Genomic DNA, 16769 nt, shown 5'->3' with positions numbered 1-16769 from the left:
CCGCCTGGTTCGCCCGCCGTCATCCTTGCACGCGTTGAGGCAGCTCCCCGCCAACCCGCCTCTGGTCAGGACCGGTTGTCAGTGGTGTCCGGTCCAATGGCGGTATGAAGGTGACACATGCGCAGGTGCTGGCGTGGCGGCTGCGGCAGCAGAGCCTGGCACCGCGGACGACCGCCTCGGTGGAACGGCTCGTCGGTCAACTGGCCGGCGTACAGGCGCAGGTTGCCTCAGCGGCCGAACTCGCCCTGGCGATACGGCAGAAGTCCCCGCGCCACGGTGCCGTTCAGGAGGCGCTCGCCGCCCGCTCGCTGGTCAGGACCTGGGCGATGCGGGGCACGTTGCACCTGCTGCCGGCCGACGGGCTGGCGGCGTATCTCGCGCTGCTGGGGGCGGCGCGTACGTGGGAAAAGCCGGCCTGGCAGCGGGCCTTCGGGGTGGGCCCCCGGCAGATGGCGGCCCTGGGCGAGGCCGTGGACGAGATCCTGGACGGGCAGGTGCTGACCCGGCAGGAGCTGATCGAGGCGGTGCTGGCGCGGCCCGGCCTCGAAGGTCTGGACGAGCAGCTGGCGTCCGGCTGGGGCACCGTCCTCAAACCGCTGGCCTGGACGGGCCGGTTGTGCCAGGGCCCGCCCCGGGGGCAGAACGTCACGTTCACCTCGCCGCGCTCCTGGCTGCCCGGATGGTGCGGGGTGCCGCACCCGGAGGAGGCCGCGCCGGCGGTGATCTCGGCGTACCTGGCGGCCCACGGTCCGGCCGCACCGGCCACGTTCGACGCCTGGCTGCTGCGCGGCGCGACCCGTAAGGCCGTGCTCCGCGGGTGGTTCGAGTCGCTCGGCGACCGGCTGACCCGGGTCGAGGTGGAGGGCGAGGGCGGCAGCGCGGGCGGGGCCGGCGGCGGGGGCCCGGCGTACGTACGGAGTGAGGACGCCGCGGCGCTGGCGCGTACCGAACCGTCGCAGGAGGTGCGGCTGCTGGCCGGATTCGATCAGTACGTCCTCGGGCCCGGCACGGCCGACACCCGGCTGATCGCCGCCGCGCGGCGCACGGCGGTCAGCCGCAGCGGGGGCTGGATCTCGCCCGTGGTGGTGCACGAGGGCCGCGTGGCGGGCGTATGGGAGTTCACCGAGGAGGCGGTGGAGGTGACGCTGTTCGCGGAGCACGGCGCGGTACCGGCCGCGGGCCTGGAGGCGGAGGCGGCCCACCTCGCCCGCTGCACGGGCCGGGAACGGCGGCTCGTGGTGCGGGTGGGGTAGGTCGTGTCCGTGGCTGTGGCTGTGGCCGTGGCCGGGGCCGGGGCGTGACCACGGTCGCCGCGCGGGGAGTTGCCCTGCCGCCGTGGGGCGAATGTGCAGGTCAGGGCGATTGTCAGACCCTGGTGCAAGACTCAGGACATGAGATGGGCGGTGGTGGAGACGGGCGACGGGGGTGCTCGTCTCTGCCCGCTCACTCCGGACGGCCGGCCGGCGGGGCCGGTGGTGAGCGAGCCGTCGCTCGCCGAGGCCGTGCGGTCTCGGCCCGAGGTCGAGCGGTGGGTGTGGCGGTCCACCGCCGAGACCTACCGGCGACTGCTCGCGGCCGGGGTGCGCGTCGAGCGGTGCTACGACGTGGAAGCGGCCGAGGCGCTGCTGATCGGCCATGAGGAGGGCCAGTCGGGGCAGCCGCGTTCGCTGGCCGCCGCCTGGGCACGGCTGCGTTCCCTGCCCGTACCACCGGACGCGCCCCCGCGTACGGCCGAGACCCAGCCGTCCCTCTTCGAACCGGGCCCGGTGCCGTTGCCGCCCGGTACGGACGAGTTGACGGCGCTGACGGAGGTCTATGCCGCACAGGTGGCGCGTACGGAGCGGGCCGGGCATCCGGAGCGGATGCGGCTGCTGCTCGCCGCCGAGTCCGCGGGCATGCTGGTGGCCGCGGAGATGGGGCGTACGGGGGTGCCGTGGCGTGCGGACGTGCATCGGGCACTGCTCGACGCGCTGCTGGGCGAGCGTTTTCCGGGCGGGCTGGAGCCCCGGCGGATGGCGGAGCTGGCGGACGAGGTGTCCCGGGCGTTCGGGCCGGGTGCGCGGGTGCGTCCCGATCTGCCGAACGACCTCATCAAGGCGTTCGGCCGCGCCGGGATCTCCCTGGCCTCGACCCGCAAGTGGGAGCTGCAGCAGGTCGATCATCCCGCGGTGGCGCCGCTGCTGGAGTACAAGAAGCTCTACCGCCTGCACACCGCCCATGGGTGGGCGTGGCTGCAGCAGTGGGTGCACGACGGCCGGTTCCGTCCCGAGTACCTGCCCGGCGGCACGGTCTCCGGCCGCTGGACGACCAACGGCGGCGGCGCGCTGCAGATCCCGAAGGTGATCCGCCGGGCGGTGCGCGCCGACCCGGGCTGGCGCCTGGTGGTCGCCGACGCGGACCAGATGGAGCCGCGGGTGCTGGCCGCCGTCTCCCGCGACCGGGGGCTGATGGAGGTGGCCGGCAGCGGCGAGGATCTCTACGCGGACCTGGCCGCCCGCGCGTTCGGCGGCGACCGCGACCGGGCCAAGCTCGGGCTCCTGGGGGCGATTTACGGCCAGACGTCGGGCGACGCGCTCAAGCACATGGCCGATCTGCGCCGCCGCTATCCGGCGGCGGTGGCGTACGTGGACGAGGCGGCACGCGCGGGTGAGGAGGGGCGCCTGGTACGCACCTGGCTGGGCCGCACCTGCCCGCCCGCCTCCATGGCACCGCCCGACGAGGCGGGTCTGCCCCAGGAGGAGGAGTCGCCCGCGGGGTACGGGGGCGGTTCGGCGGCCGCCCGTGCCCGTGGCCGGTTCACTCGTAACTTCGTCGTGCAGGGCAGCGCCGCCGACTGGGCATTGCTGCTGCTGGCCGCGTTGCGCCGGGCGCTGTGGACGGGCGGCCTCCGCGCCGAGCTGGTGTTCTTCCAGCACGACGAGGTGATCGTGCACTGCCCGGCGGAGGAGGCGGCCGCGGTGTCCGCGGCCATCACGGCAGCGGCCGGGACGGCGGGCCGGACGGCGTTCGGCGAGACCCCCGTCCGTTTCCCCTTCACCACGGCGGTGGTGGAGTGCTACGCGGATGCGAAGTGAGGGCCGTGCATGCCTCCCCCCTTTTGCGCGCATTCCGCTTCTCCTATCCCTTGGTATGCCCAGCGTCTCTCGTGATCTCTTGGCCGGCCTTGATGTGCTTTGGTCCCCTTGGCCCCTCGATCCCCTCCGTTCATTCGTTCGTCCGTTCGTCCGTTCGTCCGTTCGTCCGTTCGTCGCCACCGGCTTCGTCATATCGACCCCTCCGCACGCCAACGCTGATAGGAGAAGGCATATGGCTGAGAAGAAACTCTCTATGACCGTCCCGCCCGGATTGGCCGTGCACCCCGAACTGGTCCCGTACCTGGGGATGTTGCGACCGTTCGCGGATCCGTACGAGGACATCGAGGCCACCCGCGAGGGCTTCCGCGAGCTGCTGGCGCTGCGTCCGGCCGATCGGACCGGGGTGAGCAGCAAGCGGTACGACATCACGCGGCCGGACGGGAGCACCCTTACGGTCGAGGTCTATCGGCCAGAGCGCGCGGAGGGCGCAGGCGGCTCGGAGGGCTCGGGGGGCACAGAGGGCCCGGAGGACTCGGGGAGCACAGGTGGCCCGGAGGACTCGGAGAGCACAGGCGGCCCGGAGGGGTCGGTGAGCGCGGTGGCTGGGGAGGGTCTTCTGCCCGCCGTCTTGCACTTCCACGGTGGCGGATACGCCATCGGCCGCTCACTGCCCGGTCAGGACCGGTCGGCGATCGCGCTCTGCCGGGAACTTCCCGCCATTGTCGTCACCGTTGAATACCGTCTCGCCCCGGAACACCGTTACCCGGCCGGGGTGGAGGACTGCTATCTGGCCCTGGAGTGGACGGCCGAGCAGGCGAACGGTCTGGGGATCGACCCGGCCCGGATCGCCGTCACCGGCAATTCGGCGGGTGGTGGGCTGAGCGCGGCCGTCGCGTTGATGGCCCGCGACCGCGGCGGCCCGACGCTGGCCTATCAGTCGATGTGCGTACCGGACGTGGACGACCGCGTCGCCGAGCAGCCCCTCCCGGCCGTTCCGGAGGACGCGTCCGCCGACTCCGGGGCCGATGCCCCGCCGAACCCGTGGGGGAACAGCCTTCGGACGGTGCGCCTGGCCTGGCAGCACTACCTCCCCGAGGGAACGACGGTGCCGGACCCCTACGCCTCGCCGGCCCGCGCCACCGACCTCTCCGGCCTGCCGCCCGCGTACGTCCTGGTCTGCGATCTGGATCCGCTGCGCGACACCGGTCTGGCGTACGCCCGGCGCCTGATGGACGCGGGCGTGCCGGTGACGGTCCACAACGTCCCCGGCGCATGGCACGGCTTCGAGCTGCATGCCCCGGCCACCCGCCTCGCCAAGGAGATGAAGGCGCACTGGAAGGGGCAGCTGCGCTCGGCGCTGTATCCGGAGCTGGCGGAAGGGGTGGGGGTGGCCTGAACGCGGGCGGCGGGCGGCGGGCGGCGGTTTTCTGTGGGTGGCGGACGGCGGGCAGCGGGCGGCGCACAGCGGGGGCGGGCTGCGGTTTCCTGTGGGCAGCAGGCGGCGGGCTGCGGGCTGCGGTTTTCTTTGGGCGGCGGGCTGCATCGTGCGGGCTGCGAAGTGGGGCTTGCGCGGTGAGGCCCGGGCCGGGTGGAGGGGTCGCCGCTTCCCTCCCCACCCCCACCCCGACTACCCGACGGTTGACATCAGGCCACGAGTGATCCGGGTCATCGCCGACACCAGTAGCTCACGGGGCTGGTCGGGCCGGTCCAGCCACCACAGGGCGAGCCCGTGGAGCGAACTGCGGATCGCCTCGGCCAGCGGCTCAAGTTCGCCCTCGGGAAGGCCGGGGGCGAACTCCCGGAGCAGCGCCATGTCCGTCTCGCGCTGTCTGCGCTGCAGTTCGCGGTGGAAGTCCTGCACCTCCGCGTCCCCGGTGGTGTCACGGAACATCATCCGCCAGATGTAGGGATGGCTCTGCACGTAGCCGAACCAGGCGTCGTACATCGCCCGCATCCGGCTGTCCAGATCCCCCTCTCCCTGCAGGAGTTGCTGGACCGGGGCGGCCGCCAGCTCGTCGCGGTGCCGCTCCAGCAGGGCCAGGTGCAGTTCCTGCTTCGAGTCGAAGTGGCGATAGAGCATCGGCTTGCTCAGCCCGGCCTCGGCGGCGATCTCCCCGATGGTCGTGCCCGCGTAGCCGCGCTCGGCGAACAACCGGGCGGCGGTGTCCTCGATACGCGTCCTGGCTTCGGCACGCGCCGCGCGCCCCCGATCGATCTCCCTCATACGACTCCCCGCCCCCTCCTGTTTAGCCGATTTGGCTGGTTTCGACTGCTCGATTCCTCTCGCAATCATCGCCGCGATGAACGATACTAGATCGTGTACCGCTTGGTATACGTGGAAGTAACCTACTGGCCGACTCAACGTGAGAGGCCCGGAGACGGGGGTCGCCGTGATCATTTCCCTGCATGTCGCCGACGTGGGGGCGCGCTCCGTGCCCGCCTTCCTCCGCGAGCGTCTGCATCCGGGCGACGTTCCCGGGCTGCGCTCCGCCCAGACAACCCTCACCGGAGCCATCGCGGCCGGCCCACCCAGACTTCACCCCGGCCGGGTCGCACTGCTCGCCTCCTGGGAAGACGACGACGCGCTCGACGGCTTCCTGGCGAGGAACCCGCTGGCGGAACGGCTGGCAGACGGCTGGCACGTACGACTGCGGCCCATCCGGATGTCCGGATCATGGAGCGCCATGCCGGTGGAGGTGCAACCCGACTCCACCCCCGGCCCTGCCCCTGGCCCTGCAGCGAATGACGACCAGGGATACGGCGAGCGGGAATACGGCGAGCGGGAACGCACCGCGCGGGAGTACGGCGAGCAGAACCATCAGGAACAGGAGGACTATCAGGAACAGGAGGACTATCGGGAACAGGGAACCCGCAGACAGGAACCCCACAGACAAGAGAGCCCCGGGCAGGGGAGCCCCGGGCAGGGGTGCGGCGAGCGGCAGGGCGGCGTCGCGGCCGGCCCGGCCTCCGCCCCGGTCGCCGTCCTCACCCTCGGACAACTCCGCCTGCGTCGCGCCCTGCCGTTCCTCCGCGCCAACTCCCGGGCCGCCGGGCGGGCGGCAGCCGATCCCGCGCTGCTCGCGTCCCTCGCCCTGGCCAGACCGCCCCGCTTCGTCAGCACGTTCTCCATATGGCAGAACGTGGACGCCATGCGCCGCTACGCCTACGGCTCCACCCAGCCTGATCACAAGGCCGCGATCCAGGCGCACCAGACAGCACCGTTCCACCACGAGGCCGGATTCGTGCGCTGCCTCCCCTATGCCGCCCACGGCACTTTGGACGGCCGGGACCCACTGGCGGCTGCTGATACGGCAGATGCCGCTGCTGCCACCCACCAGGCATAGACAGTGGCGCGGGTCAGGCCCTGCCCTGATGCCCGCGGCTCGGTTCAGTTGTGGTGGTGGAGAGGGACAGAACGGGCTTCCATCCCTGGTGTGCGAGCGCGCGTGCGAGGGCAAGCCCGAGTGCGGTACGAGTTGGCGGGGGAAGGGAGCCGGCTGAGATGAGTGCGGAGACTGACATGAGCGGTGAGCCCGAGCACGGAACGAACGGCGCCGGGGACGGACGTACCGCGACGGCGGGGGCTGCACGAGAGATGGAACGGATCAATCCACCGCACCTCGCACCGCCCACCGGGTTCAGCCATGCCGTCCGGGCCGCGCCGGGAACGCTGGTCTTCCTCGCCGGTCAGACCGCACTGGACGGTACGGGCCGGATCGTGGGGGACGGCATCGTCGAGCAGTTCGAGCGAGCGCTGACGAACCTCCTGGACGTCGCTGCCGCTTCCGGGGCCGCCCCGTCGGACCTCGCCAAGCTCACCGTCTTCGCCGTCGATGTCGCGGACTACCGCCGGCACGCCCGGGAGATCGGCCGTGCGTGGAAGCGTCTGGTCGGCAGCGATTACCCGGCGATGGCCGTGATCGGCGCGACCCGCCTCTGGGACGAGGAGGCCTTGGTGGAGATCGAAGGGATTGCCGTGGTCCGGTAGCTGACAGTCGACGGCCGGTGAGAGGTCGCTCGTACCTGGTGGGTGGGAGGTGGTGGCTCGTTGGTCGTAGGCGGTGGCCTGTTGGTCGTAGGCGGTGGCCTGTTGGTCGTAGGCGGTGGCCTGTGGGTTGTAGGCGGTGGGTCGTAGGGCTGGGTCTAGGTCTAGGTCTAGGTCTAGGGGCGTGTGCTCCTAGCGGGCGTGGAATGTCACCAGGGCTTCAGCGTCTGCTGCCGACACGGTGATGCCGAACTCGGTGGCCAGGAGTTCCGGGAGTTCCTGCGAGCGCACCTCGCGTGCCTCGCGGGTGCCGTCCGGGCGGGTCACGGCGTACTCCCGGCCGATCAGCGTCCTGCGCAGCTCGCGGCTCGGGCGCTGCACCACCATCTGGCCGGTGAACGGTGAGCCGGGGTGGGTGGATATGTAGTGGTTGAAGACCGCGTAGTCGGCGGGGAAGCGCCGTTCGGTTCCGAAGGCGTAGAGGTCGAACCAGTCGTCTGCGTGGCGCGTCCGGAGCACCCAGGCCTCGGGGCCCGTCTCCGTCTCCCTCTCGTGGACCAGGCCGAAGGCCCACTCCCCTTGGCGGGACTCGACGCCGTCCCGTAGCGGAAGGGGTTCGAGCAGCCCTTCGGCGCCGAAGCCGACGTCGGTGATCCATCCCTCACCGTCCACCTCGACCTTGAGCAGCGCGTGAGTGGCCGGGCGGATGCGCCGGTCGCCCATGCGGGGTCGGGCGCAGAGGCCGGAGACCTGGAAGCCGAGGCGGTCCAGGGCGGCGGCGTAGAGCAGGTTCTGTTCGTAGCAGTAGCCGCCGCGGCGCTGCGCGACCATCTTCGCCTGCAAGGAGCCCAGGTCGAGCAGGACGGGGCGGCCCACCACGATTTCGAGGTTCTCGAAGCCGAACGCGGACAGGTGGGCGGCGTGCAGTGCGCGCAGGGTTTCCAGGGTGGGCCGGCGGTCGCCCTCGTAGCCGATGCGGGCGAGATACGCCTCCAGATCCAACTGGTCGCCGCCCCAAACAGCATTGGCAGTCACGCTTCGCCCTCCCCGTTGGCCTTGCCTTTTGCCTTCCCGAGCGTAAGAGGTCTGCCGCGGCTGCGGGATCGGCTATTCGTCTAAGGCTTGCCCCGAGGCGCCTAGTCTGCGACGGCTGTCGAGGGCGACGGCGTCCCGGACGAGGTCCCGTACGCGCGGGCGCCCCGTACGCGCGTACGGGGCGCCCGCGCGTACGGGGCGCCCCAGTAGCGCCAGGGGCGCCTGCGCGCCGGTTTCCCGGCAGCGCAGGCGCCCCTGGTGGCTGATGTTGTCCTAGCCGCTGATCGTCGCTGAGGTCCTGAGTGCGCTCATGCTCCTGAGTGCGCTAACTCTCCTGACTGCGCTGGTGGCCCTGACTGTGTGGTGGTGGTCGTCGTGGTCGACGCGCCGGCCGGGCACGGGTGTGCACGGCCGGCCGGGCGTCGTCCCTTTCAAGGGTGGTCAGGTGCGTTCGCGAGCCATGCCCACCGGGTCCTTTTTGAAGGCCCAGGTCATCTTCGGCTCCATGGCCCAGCGGAACATCCGTTGGACCGGTGGGGTGCAGAGCAGCGTGACGAGGGTGCCGGCGGCGAGGGTGAGCAGCACCGCGCCCCACGGGGTGTGGACCCAGTGCACGTCGTACCAGTTCCAGAAGCGCGATCCCTTTGCCAGGAAACCGTGGAGCAGATAGCCGTACAGGGTGCCCGCGCCCAGCGCCGTGCACCACATCGTGCGGCCCGGTACCCACGCGAAGAAGCACGCCACCAGTACCAGCGAGCAGCCGAACATCGCCAGCGTCATCACCGCACCGCTCCACCACGGTGCGCCCAATTCCTGTGCCGCGTCCCGGTGGTAGAACCAGGCGGCGTTCATACGCGGCGCCGCCCAGTACGCAAAGACCAGGGCGCCCGCAAAGACGGGGACGGCCGCGATCCGGGCCTTCTTGCGGCGGACCAGCTTGAAGTGTTCGGGCCGCAGCGACAGTCCGATCACGAAGAACGGGAGGAACTGCAGCACCCGCTGGAGGTCGAGGTCATCGCCGATGTCCGGGGAGAGCGACGCGAGGACGGCGATGGTGAGCGCCAGCGGCACGGGCCAGCGCACGATCTTCCACAGCGGCGTGGTCAGCCGCCAGATGAAGAGGGCCAGCAGGAACCAGGTCAGATACCACGGGTCCGTAAGGCTTATCGGGTAATGCGGGTCGTCATCCGCCCATTTCTTGAAGAAGGTATAGGCGACTTCAAAGAGGATGTACGGGACCGCGACGCCGGTAATCAGCCGCTGCAACCGGTCCTTGCGCATATCAAAACTGCGCGAGAAATAGCCGGAGATGATGATGAAGGCCGGCATATGGAACGCGTAGACGGTGATATACAGCGCTGCCGCCGACCGACTGCCGTCGCGGAGCGGCTCCCACGAGTGCCCTATCGCGACCAGCACGATGGCCAGGTACTTCGCGTTGTCGAAGAACGCATCGCGCGACTTCGCCTTGGCGCCGCCGGCCGCAGCGGCCCCGGCACCGGCCTTGGTGTCGGCGGTGCCGGCGGTGCCGGCGGTGCCGTCGTTCGCGGCGCCGCCCCGTCCCCGTCCTCGGCCCCTGGTGCGGCCCCGCGGCTTGGCGTGCGAGGCCGAGCCGGGGGCCCGACCGCCCGCCGGTGGTGCCGGTCCTGCCGGTACCGCCGGTGCCGCCGGTCCTGCCGGTACCGCCGCAGCACGTTCTCGTCCTTCCACCACGGACCCGTCACTCATGGCCCGCTCGGCCACGGCCCGTTCACCCATGGAGGGTTCGGACACGGATGACTCCGTGACGGTCGGCGCCATCGTTGCCGCGGCCGTCGCCGTAGTTGTCGTCGCGGCCGTTACTGCTGCCGGGGACGCGTAGGACGGCGCAGACGAGGACGCGGGCGAGGAGTACGAGGACGACGAGTGCGAGGAGGAGGGCGAAGCGGAGTACGAGGCGCCGGAACCGGCACCGTACGAGGTGCCTGAGCCGGAACCGGCACCGTACGAGGTGCCTGAGCCGGAACCGTCGTTCGTGCCGTTCGGCGTCTGCCGCGGCGGTGGGAGCGGGACCCGCCGTTGGCCGTATACCGGAAAATCGTTGTTCAAGAAGCCTCCCGGAACGAGCCCACGGGAGGAGCCGGACGCTGGCCCGCGCCGGGCCGCAAATCGGAACCCAAAAGCCAAATCCTGCGTCTTAGTTCTTTTACGGGAAGGGTGGCGGCGTCGAACATCTCAGGCACCTTAGCTCTGCGGCGGGAATCACGTAAATCCCCGCCTGACGCGGCCACCCGGCACCCATCTGCCCTCCACAGCACCTTCACGGACCGTCAGGGGTCGGAGCCGGCCGGCGCACCATCGCAGCCGTCACCCGCTATTCAATAACACCTTCGATTCCCCGCGCACGCGCCGACCGCGTGTTCGTGTTCTTCGCCACGTCCCAGGCGTAGACCTGCAAGCGGCGCCCGTGCGGACCGCGCAGCCGGTGGACCGCCGCCAGCCACCGCGAACTCAGCGCGGACATACGGGGGTTGATCTGGTCGGCGAAGCGCGCGTAGGCCGCCAGTTTGCGCACATCGGGTGCCCCCAGGATCCCCGTACGCACCTGTGGCACCAGTTCGTGCACGGTCTTCACACTGGCCACACTGAAGCTCTGCACCACCAGTCGGCTCCGGACATGGTCGCGATCCAGCCATCCGCGGGACCGTAGTTCCCGGACGACCTGGGCCTCGATTCCGGGATAGTCCTTAGGGGACTTGATCTCCAGCAAAAGGCGCTGCCCATTACGGTCCAGACGCCGCAGGTAGCCGGCGAGGGTCGGCACCCGCTCCCCCGCGAACCGCTTGCCGAACCAGCTGCCGGCATCCAGCCGCGCGATCTCGGCGGCCGTGAAATCCGCCACCCGCCAGGGCGCCCGCCCCGGATACACCTTCGCGGCGTCGGTGGTCCGCTTGAGCGTGGTGTCGTGCATCACCACCAGCCGGCCGTCCTTGGTGCGCTGCACGTCGTTCTCCACCCATATGAGGCCGCGGCGATGTGCCGCGTCCACGGCGGCCAGCGTGTTCTCCGGTGCGTAACGGGAGGCGCCGCGATGGGCGATGACCATGGCGGCGGGGGTGCCGGGCCCGGCCCGGGCCCCACTGGTCACGGCGACGTCCGCGTACTCCTCCGGCCCCGACGCCATGGCCGCCGACGACATCGCCGCCGTCACCAGGTACGCGACTCCGACGGCCGGTATCCGCAGCGATCTCCGAAACATGCGGCAGCCTCCAGGCGTCGGACGGGCCCGAGCAGGTAGGGCTGCTCCACGAGGCCCACCACGCGGCCCTCGCGGGAGCCCACCACGCGGCCCTCGCGGGAGCCCATTGCGCAGCCCTTGCGGCAGCCCATTGCGCAGCCCTTGCTGAAGCCCGACCACGCAGCCCTCGTGGGGCCCCGGCCACGCGGCTCTCGCCCGCTGGGGCTTGGGGTTCCTCACGCGGCCCGGGCCGGGTGGGCCTTTCTGTTCAACGTGCCTGTGGCCCGGCGGGTCGGCCACGCGAACGGTCCGGCGACCGTCGCGTGCGGGCCGTTGGGCCGGTGGCTCGTCTCAGCGCTTTTCCAGCGGTTTCTCCAGGTCAGGGCGGGGGTGGGAAGGCGGGAGCGAGGCGAGCGACGAGACCGGTGAAAGGCCGGCGGCCACCCGTCCATTCCGGTGACCCGGCAGCCGTACCCGAGAGGCGGCGCCCGGTCGTCTCGCCGTGCTCCGGGTCCTGCGGTACGCCGGGGGTGCGGTACGGCCGCGCGCCAGGCTGCGGTACGGCGCCAGGCTGCGGTACGGCCTTACGGCCTTATGGCGTGGTGCGTGCGGTACGGCCTTACGGCGTGGTGCGCGCGATACGTCCCGGGGCGGTTACGGCCCTGCGGCGCGGTTGGGGGCGCATGGGAGCGCCCCAACCCGTCGTACGCCGAGACGCCGGAGTGCCGAGACGCCGGAGTGCCGAGACGCCGGAGTGCCGAGACGCCGGAGTGCCGAGACGCCGGAGTGCCGAGACGCTGCGCCGGCGACTCCGGGAGTGCCGAGCCGTTACCTCCACGGCTCCGTCAGTGCCGAGGGAGTCGCGGCTGCGTTCCTTCCATCGTGGTGACGGGCCCGCCGTGGTGACGGGCCCGCCGTGGTGACGGGCCCGCCGTGGTGGCGGCCTGGTGGCGGTCTGGTGGCTGGACTCTTTTCTTCTTCGTCGATCCCCGGCACCGCGGCACGGGCCTCGGCCACCGGCTCCTCCGGCTCCTCCGGCTCCTCCGACTCCTGCTCGACGCCCCGGACTGGCTGCCATTACTGCGTTGCCACTCCCGCGGCTCCGGCAGTTCCGGCGGAACGGCAGGGAGACATGAGCCTGCCGAGAAACCTGCAAGCACCGCAGCACCGAAACGGCGCAGCACCGCCGCACCGAAGCGCCGCCGCACCGAAGCACCGCAGCACGCCGCACCGCCGCACGCCGATTCGGCCCCATCTGCTCTCCCCCATCCGGCAGAATTCCTGCCCGTGACCATTCGCTTGCTGATCGCCGACGACCAGGAGATGGTCCGCCGGGGCATACGCCGCATCGTGGAAAGCCAGCCCGACATGGAAGTGGTCGGGGAAGCGGCGCACGGAGTGGCCGCCGTCGAGTTGGGCCGGACTCTCGCGCCGGATGTGGCGTTGGTCGATATCCGGATGCCACGCCTCGACGGGCTGGAAGTGACCCGTCGGCTGGCCGACCCCTCCTCGGCGCACCCGGTGCGCGTCGTGGTCGTCACCACCTTCGATCTCGACGAATACGTCTATCCCGCACTGCGTTTCGGTGCCTCGGGCTTTCTGCTGAAGCGGTCCGGTCCGGCGATGCTGATCGAGGCGGTGCGGGCGGCGATGGCCGGAGACAGCCTGATCAGCCCGTCGATCACCGTACGGCTGTTGCAGCACGTCACGGGAAATGCGTCGGGCCGTCGTCCCCGGCACCGTGATTCCGTGCTGACCGAGCGGGAGCGGGAAATCGCCGGGAAGGTCGCCGAGGGAAAGACCAATGCCGATATCGCCGGCGAGTTGTTCATCTCCGCGGGCACGGTCAAAACCCATATCGCCAGCATTCAGCGGAAGTTGCAGGTCCGCAACCGGGTCGGAATTGCCGTACGGGCCTGGGAACTGGGTTACGCCACCGGCCGCACTCCGGGGCCGCCGCAATGACCCCGCCCACGCCCCCGTCCGTGCCCCCGTCCACGCCCCGATCCGCGCCTCCTCCCGTGCCCCCGCCCATGCTTCCTCCCATGCCCCCGCCTTGGCAGCCCCGGGGCGCAGAGCGAGGTCCTCACATCCCGCACCAAGGCAAACCGGATCGACGGAATGGCCGCTTCCGCCGGGCATGGGCAATAACGGCCGCGGTGCTGCTGCTCGGCCCGGCCCTCCTGTCCCCGCCCGACGCCGCCCCGCTCGCCATCCTGGCCGCTCTGGCCACTGTCGTCTCACTGCTCTCCTGGCCAATACGCCGGTTCGACCTCGCCCATGTGGCGGGCGGTACCGCGCTGTTCTCCCTCGCCACCGATGTCGCGTACTTCGGACCGCCCGGCCTCGTCCTCCTCTGGTTCCCTTTCGAGACGGTGGCGCTGCTCGTCCTCCTGGGGCGGGCGGTACGCCAGGTGCCCGGCTCCCGCGTGGGCCTGGTCGGCGGCCTGATCGGCGCCGCGGCGGTGCTGCTGCCCCTGCGCTTCACCCTGCACGCACCACACACCGGGCTCAAGGAATCGATCTTCGCCGCCTCGTTGGCCTTCTTCCCAGCGGCCTGCGCGACCGGTGTCGGCCTCTACCTGCGGTCGCTGGACACCCGCCGTGCGCACGCGGTGGCGCTGGCCCGCCGCGAGCAGCGCCTCGAAGTCGCCCGCGACCTGCATGATTTCGTCGCCCACGAGGTGACCGGCATCGTCCTGGAAGTACAGGCGGCCCAATTCACCGAGGCCCCACCCTCGACCAGCACCAACGAGCCCGACACCCACCAACAGCAACCGCACCCGCACCCGCAATCGCAATCGCAACAGCAACAGCAACAGCAACAGCAACAGCAGGAACAACAGAAGCAACAGCAGGAACAGCACCGCGCACTGCTCGAACGCATCGAGCAGGCCGGGCTGCGGGCCCTGGAATCCATGGACCGTACGGTCGCGGCGCTACGTACCGCGGAGGGGCGGGAATGGAGCAATGGGCGGGAATGGAGCAATGGGAACGAGAGAAGCGAGGGGACCGAGGAGAACAAGGGGATCGAGGGGATCGAGGGGATCGAGAGGATCGAGAGGATCAAGGGAACCGAGGGGAACGTTGGAAGCGGCGAGAGCGACGGGAGCGAACTTCCCTCCACCCGTCTCCACGGCCTGGCCGACCTGCCGGAGCTCGTCGACCGCTTCTCGTCCATGTCATCCGCCGAGGTCACACTGGCCCTCTCCGACACCGGCAGCCTCACCCGTGAGGCCGAGGACACCGTGTACCGAGTAGTGCTGGAGGCGCTGACCAACGTACGGCGCCATGCGCCGCGGGCCGACCGGGTCGAGGTATCCGTCAATCGGGTCGAGCTGTCCGTCAATCGCGTCGCGGTCTCCGTCGACCAGGCGGCCGACCGCGCCCTGGAGATCTCGATCACCAACACCGCAGGTCGCACGACGCCCACCGCGGGCACCCGCCAGGGCGGCGGCACCGGCCTCGCCGGCCTCGCCGAACGCGTCAGCGCCCTCGGCGGCACCCTGGAAGCCGGCCCGTACGGCAGCGGAAAGGGCTGGCACGTGCGCTGCCTCCTACCGGCAACACGGCCTACTCACTGAGTAGTTCACCCTCGTCGAGAACTCCCCCCGGCACCCCGCCTCGAAATCCCCGCGCATCCCCCACTCATCCGCCCGACCCCGCCCGCATCCGCCCGCGTCCGCCCTCATCCGCCGGCATCCACCGCCCGATATCTGCCGATCGGCAGATGTGCCTGCCACCGGCCCCCGGAATCCTCTCCTCGGAGCCACCGCTCCCCAGCCGAACGCGCACCGACCCGGAGATTCCGATGCACTCAGGCACTCCCACCTACACGCCCACGCCCACCCCCACACCCACCCACACATCCCACACCCACACATCCCGCACCGGCACATCCCGCACCGGCTCATCCCGCACCGGCTCATCCCGCACACCGACCACCGCTGTCGCTGCCGTTGCCGTTGCCCTCGCCGCAGCCCTCGGCCTCACCGGCTGCTCCGTTGACGCCAAATCCGCGAAGCCCGAATCCAAGCGCTTCCCGTACACCGGCACGTCCCTGAAGCTGCTGACCCACGAGGTCGCGACGAAACTGGTGGCGACGGACCGCAAGGACATCAAGGTCACCCGCTGGTTCGACTCCGCCGCGGGCACCGTGCACCTGAAGTGGACGCTCAAGGGCGACACCCTCGACATCGACGCCGGATGCAGTGGACTAGCCCTCTGCGACGCCCGATTCACGGTCGAGGTCCCCAAAGGCATCACGGTCACCAAGGACGGCCACCGCGTCCTTAAGGCTCGCCAGTCCCACCAGGAACGCCAGCCCGGCCATGCCCACCAGACCGTCCACACCCCCCAAGCCGCCCAGCCCCACCAGGCCATCCAGGCTCGCCAGGCCGCCCAGTCCCACCAGATCGCCCAGCCCCACCAGGCCCCCCAGACTCACCAGATCGCCCAGCCCCACCCATCCCACCCGTCGTCGTCCCACCCGAACAACGAGAAGAACTAACCGCCCGCATGCTCGACCTCATCCACATCACCAAGCACTACCGCCGCGGTAGCAAGCCGGCCCTGGACGACCTGACGTTATGTCTACGCCCCGGACTGCTCGGTCTCCTGGGCCCCAACGGGGCCGGCAAATCGTCCCTGATGCGCATCGCCGCAACGGTCACCCGCCCCACCAGCGGGAAGGTCCTCTTCCACGGGGCCGACGCGGTGGCCGCGCCCGACTCCCTGCGCCGCGCCCTCGGCTACCTCCCCCAGGCCTTCGGCGTCTATCCGAACCTCACCTCCCGGGAGTTCCTCCGCTATCTCGCCGCCGCCAAAGGCATCCCGGCCAGGGTCGCCAAGGCCCGGATCGAGGAACTCCTGGAACTCGTCAACCTCACCGAGGCGGTCCGGCGCCCGCTGGGCGCGTACTCCGGCGGCATGCTGCGCCGCGTGGGCATCGCACAGGTCCTGCTCGCCGACCCCCAAGTGATCATCGTGGACGAACCGACCGCGGGGCTCGACCCCGAGGAGCGGGTCCGGTTCCGCAATCTGCTGAGTGATCTGGCCGTGGACCGGGCGGTGCTGCTCTCCACCCACATCGTCTCCGACGTCGAATCGGTCGCCTCCGACATCGCGGTCCTCGCCGGTGGCCGGCTGCAACGCCGCGCGACGCCCGAGGAGTTGCTGCGCTCGGTCGCCGGCCAGGTGTGGGAGGTCCTCGTCGACCCCGCCACCGTGCCCGCGGTGCGCGACCGCTACACCGTCAGCCGGATGGTCCGCACCACCGAGGGCGTCCGCATCCGCCTGCTCTCATCCGAGCTGCCGTACGAGGGCGCCGTACCGCTGCCGCCCGAACTGGAGGACGCCTACCTGTCCCTCATCGGCCGACCCGAACTCCAGCCCCAGCCGCCCCAGAGCCCGGCCCTCACCCGCCGAGGCGTCCACCCAGGCACCCCCCGAGGCTGAT

General features: G+C 70.9%; 13 protein-coding genes and 1 pseudogene. 10 read left to right on the top strand and 4 right to left on the bottom strand.

The window, feature by feature from the left end:
* Positions 1-104: 104 nt before the first annotated feature.
* From AB0G35_RS20785 to AB0G35_RS20775, 3 genes are all read left to right on the top strand, one after another.
* Positions 105-1253: a crosslink repair DNA glycosylase YcaQ family protein gene (locus AB0G35_RS20785; RefSeq protein WP_360951214.1), complete on the top strand. Its 1149-nt coding sequence runs from the start codon at positions 105-107 to the stop codon at positions 1251-1253.
* A 138-nt stretch (positions 1254-1391) separates the two neighbouring features.
* Complete coding sequence (locus AB0G35_RS20780) at positions 1392-3074, top strand: bifunctional 3'-5' exonuclease/DNA polymerase (RefSeq protein ID WP_360951211.1); 1683 nt, start codon at positions 1392-1394, stop codon at positions 3072-3074.
* 232 nt (positions 3075-3306) lie between these two features.
* On the top strand, positions 3307-4470 hold the full coding sequence (locus AB0G35_RS20775; protein ID WP_360951208.1) for an alpha/beta hydrolase: 1164 nt from the start codon (positions 3307-3309) through the stop codon (positions 4468-4470).
* A gap of 231 nt (positions 4471-4701) precedes the next feature.
* Here the strand turns inward: AB0G35_RS20775 and AB0G35_RS20770 are convergent, their stop codons facing one another.
* Entirely contained in the window at positions 4702-5298 is a 597-nt protein-coding gene (locus AB0G35_RS20770) for a TetR/AcrR family transcriptional regulator (protein WP_360951205.1), read from the bottom strand.
* A gap of 166 nt (positions 5299-5464) precedes the next feature.
* Between AB0G35_RS20770 and AB0G35_RS20765 the strand changes: the two genes are divergently transcribed.
* Positions 5465-6418: a spheroidene monooxygenase gene (locus AB0G35_RS20765; protein ID WP_360951202.1), complete on the top strand. Its 954-nt coding sequence runs from the start codon at positions 5465-5467 to the stop codon at positions 6416-6418.
* Positions 6419-6669: 251 nt separating this feature from the next.
* Positions 6670-7062 carry a RidA family protein gene (locus tag AB0G35_RS20760; protein WP_360951441.1) on the top strand — a complete coding sequence of 131 codons (393 nt, stop codon included), beginning with the start codon at positions 6670-6672 and terminating at the stop codon, positions 7060-7062.
* 189 nt (positions 7063-7251) lie between these two features.
* Here AB0G35_RS20760 and AB0G35_RS20755 read toward each other — a convergent pair whose 3' ends face one another.
* From AB0G35_RS20755 to AB0G35_RS20745, 3 genes are all read right to left on the bottom strand, one after another.
* Positions 7252-8094 carry an arylamine N-acetyltransferase gene (locus AB0G35_RS20755; RefSeq protein ID WP_360951199.1) on the bottom strand — a complete coding sequence of 281 codons (843 nt, stop codon included), beginning with the start codon at positions 8092-8094 and terminating at the stop codon, positions 7252-7254.
* Positions 8095-8535: 441 nt separating this feature from the next.
* Positions 8536-9867 (bottom strand): acyltransferase family protein, encoded by a 1332-nt coding sequence (locus AB0G35_RS20750; protein ID WP_360951196.1) that lies wholly within the window; start codon positions 9865-9867, stop codon positions 8536-8538.
* A gap of 580 nt (positions 9868-10447) precedes the next feature.
* Positions 10448-11332: a glycerophosphodiester phosphodiesterase family protein gene (locus AB0G35_RS20745; RefSeq protein ID WP_360951193.1), complete on the bottom strand. Its 885-nt coding sequence runs from the start codon at positions 11330-11332 to the stop codon at positions 10448-10450.
* A gap of 66 nt (positions 11333-11398) precedes the next feature.
* Between AB0G35_RS20745 and AB0G35_RS20740 the strand changes: the two are divergent.
* The 5 genes and pseudogenes from AB0G35_RS20740 to AB0G35_RS20720 all read left to right on the top strand — a co-directional run.
* Positions 11399-11740, top strand: a pseudogene (locus tag AB0G35_RS20740) (hypothetical protein); the annotation flags it as partial.
* Between the two features lie 858 nt (positions 11741-12598).
* The gene (locus tag AB0G35_RS20735; RefSeq protein ID WP_360951190.1) at positions 12599-13276 is read left to right on the top strand and encodes a response regulator transcription factor; all 678 of its coding nucleotides are present in this window, start codon (positions 12599-12601) and stop codon (positions 13274-13276) included.
* 194 nt (positions 13277-13470) lie between these two features.
* Complete coding sequence (locus tag AB0G35_RS20730) at positions 13471-14895, top strand: ATP-binding protein (protein WP_360951187.1); 1425 nt, start codon at positions 13471-13473, stop codon at positions 14893-14895.
* Positions 14896-15122: 227 nt separating this feature from the next.
* Complete coding sequence (locus AB0G35_RS20725; protein ID WP_360951184.1) at positions 15123-15821, top strand: hypothetical protein; 699 nt, start codon at positions 15123-15125, stop codon at positions 15819-15821.
* A gap of 8 nt (positions 15822-15829) precedes the next feature.
* On the top strand, positions 15830-16768 hold the full coding sequence (locus AB0G35_RS20720; RefSeq protein WP_360951181.1) for an ATP-binding cassette domain-containing protein: 939 nt from the start codon (positions 15830-15832) through the stop codon (positions 16766-16768).
* Position 16769 lies beyond the last annotated feature (1 nt).

The organism is Streptomyces sp. NPDC021749 (genome assembly GCF_040640655.1).
GTDB lineage: Bacteria > Actinomycetota > Actinomycetes > Streptomycetales > Streptomycetaceae > Streptomyces.
This window is presented reverse-complemented; position numbering and strand designations above follow the sequence as displayed.

Excerpts from the sequence above, each read along its gene's own strand:
- AB0G35_RS20725 (WP_360951184.1), top strand. The coding sequence starts at position 15,123 with ATGCACTCAGGCACTCCCACCTACACGCCCACGCCCACCCCCACACCC.
- AB0G35_RS20775 (WP_360951208.1), top strand. The coding sequence starts at position 3,307 with ATGGCTGAGAAGAAACTCTCTATGACCGTCCCGCCCGGATTGGCCGTG.
- AB0G35_RS20780 (WP_360951211.1), top strand. The coding sequence starts at position 1,392 with ATGAGATGGGCGGTGGTGGAGACGGGCGACGGGGGTGCTCGTCTCTGC.
- AB0G35_RS20770 (WP_360951205.1), bottom strand. The coding sequence starts at position 5,298 with ATGAGGGAGATCGATCGGGGGCGCGCGGCGCGTGCCGAAGCCAGGACG.
- AB0G35_RS20720 (WP_360951181.1), top strand. The coding sequence starts at position 15,830 with ATGCTCGACCTCATCCACATCACCAAGCACTACCGCCGCGGTAGCAAG.
- AB0G35_RS20785 (WP_360951214.1), top strand. The coding sequence starts at position 105 with ATGAAGGTGACACATGCGCAGGTGCTGGCGTGGCGGCTGCGGCAGCAG.
- AB0G35_RS20760 (WP_360951441.1), top strand. The coding sequence starts at position 6,670 with ATGGAACGGATCAATCCACCGCACCTCGCACCGCCCACCGGGTTCAGC.
- AB0G35_RS20745 (WP_360951193.1), bottom strand. The coding sequence starts at position 11,332 with ATGTTTCGGAGATCGCTGCGGATACCGGCCGTCGGAGTCGCGTACCTG.